This is a genomic window from Aerococcus sp. L_32, assembly GCF_050689315.1.
In genome coordinates this window covers 1-2,047 of sequence record NZ_JBOEQF010000345.1, presented here as the reverse complement: position 1 = coordinate 2,047, position 2,047 = coordinate 1, and the positions used below count along the sequence as shown (strand labels likewise).

General features: G+C 37.5%; 4 protein-coding genes. 2 read left to right on the top strand and 2 right to left on the bottom strand.

From position 1 onward, the window contains the following. Positions 1-139 precede the first annotated feature (139 nt). Both ACRCJ0_RS12720 and ACRCJ0_RS12715 read right to left on the bottom strand, forming a co-directional pair. A complete protein-coding gene (locus ACRCJ0_RS12720) occupies positions 140-463 on the bottom strand; it encodes a hypothetical protein (protein ID WP_417894133.1) in 324 nt (107 codons plus the stop codon). A 98-nt stretch (positions 464-561) separates the two neighbouring features. Then, positions 562-858 carry a HesB/YadR/YfhF family protein gene (locus ACRCJ0_RS12715; protein WP_417894134.1) on the bottom strand — a complete coding sequence of 99 codons (297 nt, stop codon included), beginning with the start codon at positions 856-858 and terminating at the stop codon, positions 562-564. 195 nt (positions 859-1,053) lie between these two features. On the opposite strand from ACRCJ0_RS12715, the gene ACRCJ0_RS12710 reads away from it, so the two are divergent. Continuing rightward, positions 1,054-1,719, top strand: a complete 666-nt coding sequence (locus ACRCJ0_RS12710; protein WP_431387801.1) for an ABC transporter ATP-binding protein — start codon at positions 1,054-1,056, stop codon at positions 1,717-1,719. Next, on the top strand, positions 1,712-2,047 hold a 336-nt coding region (locus ACRCJ0_RS12705; RefSeq protein ID WP_431390660.1), incomplete at its 3' end, for an ABC transporter permease. The genes ACRCJ0_RS12710 and ACRCJ0_RS12705, both read left to right, overlap by 8 nt.

Sequence of the window (2,047 nt, the reverse complement as noted above, 5' to 3'; positions counted from 1 at the left end):
AATTTCACGGAAACGACTACTATCTCTTTGCATGTTATCACCGTCAATTCAAAGCAATTCCTATTAAAAAACTGTATATGGCAGATGAGGCTGGGACAAAAATGCCTCAGCCTCAACTTATCGTTATATGATCTAAAAATTATTGAATGACGTCTTCTATGGCATCTTCATCCGCAGATTCGGTGTTCGTACCTTTTAATGATTGGACTTCTTGAGTTAAGTTTTCGACTTGTGTTTGTAGTGCTAAGATGCGTTCAGACAAGGTTTGGTCTAAAGGATCTGAAGCGTTTGAACCTTCTGCATGCCCCTTAGCTACCCGTTGAATATCTTCACTTAATGACTTACCTTCAGCTACAGAAATTTGTCCTTTTTCAATGAGGCTTTTTAACACTTCATCGGCTTTCTCATAAGTTAGTCGTGTACCACCTACTGCTGCTAGAAATAAATTTTTAATCGGATTCATGTAGAAACACTCCTTTTTCTGCTTTAGGGTCATGTGCTTAGATGTGATAGGTATGTAAATTTTTGTCATTTACTACTTATATAGTATAAGAAAATCGCTTATTGTTCAATAAAACGGTAAATAAAATTTTCTTCTTCGGGAGAAAAGTCGACTTCAAAGTCGTAGCCATTGAAGAACCATTCATCATTTTCCGTAATATAGTATTGGATACCGTCAATCGTTTCGTCAACTAAGAGGGCACCATCTGGCGATTCTACAGATAAGCCAACTGAAAATCCTTCATGGACAGCTGTTTTACCGTAGACACGGCTATGAAATCCGACTTGGCTTCCCGAGGTCAATCCCATGTCATTTTTGAAGTATGCTTGTGCTGCTGGTGTAATCGTTAGTTTCATCTATAGTCGCCTCCATTAATCTAGAAACTTGATACTGTCATTATAACGTATTGTATTTTGAAAGCAATTTTTTGGTGTTTTTGATGGGGATACCAGCATTTTCTTTAAATGATTTAAAGATTAACCGTGGAATCATAGCACACTACTTATGAATATGATAAAATATTCATGCAAGCTAAAGGGAGGATTATCAACATGCAAGCTATCGTAAAATTTGATCAAGTGACTTTTCAACCAGGCGACCAAGCCCTCTTAAAAGACATTTCTTTTTCTATATATGCAAATGAAATGATCCGTGTCGAAGGACCGTCTGGAAGCGGAAAAAGTACCTTGCTGCGTTTAATTGCAGCCCTTATTCCGAGAAATTCAGGTGAAATTAACTACTTAGACCAACCACTAGAAGAAGTGGCTTATCAAACATACCGGCAAAACATTTCATATGTGGCCCAAAACCCACTATTATTCGGCGAAACCATCCGTGATAACTTTGAATTGGTTTATGAAGCTCGTGATCAAGACTTTGACGAAAATCTTGTATTGTCTTATATGAAGGCTTTCGGCTTAAGCCATATTGCACTCGACAAATCAATTCATAAAATCTCTGGTGGGGAAAAACAGCGGATTGGTTTAATCAGACACCTGATTTTTCCACCTAAAGTCCTCCTACTAGATGAAATTACTTCATCATTAGACGAGGACAATCGCGAATTGGTATGGCAGATTTTACTGGACTATAAAGAAAAATACGGAGTCACCATTCTATGGATTAGCCACATTCAAGATGGGTCTATCAAACCAAACCGGGTCTTCCATATTGCCAACCAGGAAATGACAATTGAGGAGCGTGGTTTAAATGACTAATGCATTAACAACAACCCCAACAACTTTAGCTTTTTCGTTTATTCTTGTAATTATCGCGGTCTTGATTTCTTATAAAGAGAAATTGGGGCTTGAAAAGGATATTTTATGGGCAATGCTTCGAATGGTCATTCAATTGGTCATCATAGGTTACGTGTTGACATACATTTTCCAAATCGATTCAATTATCGTAACGGCCATCATTATGATTTTTATGATTGTAAACGCGGCTTATAATGCAGGAAAACGAGCCAATAAGATTCCCAATGCCTTCAAAATTTCTTTAATTGCCATTATTGGTGGGGTAGTGACGTCAATACTCGTGTTAGTG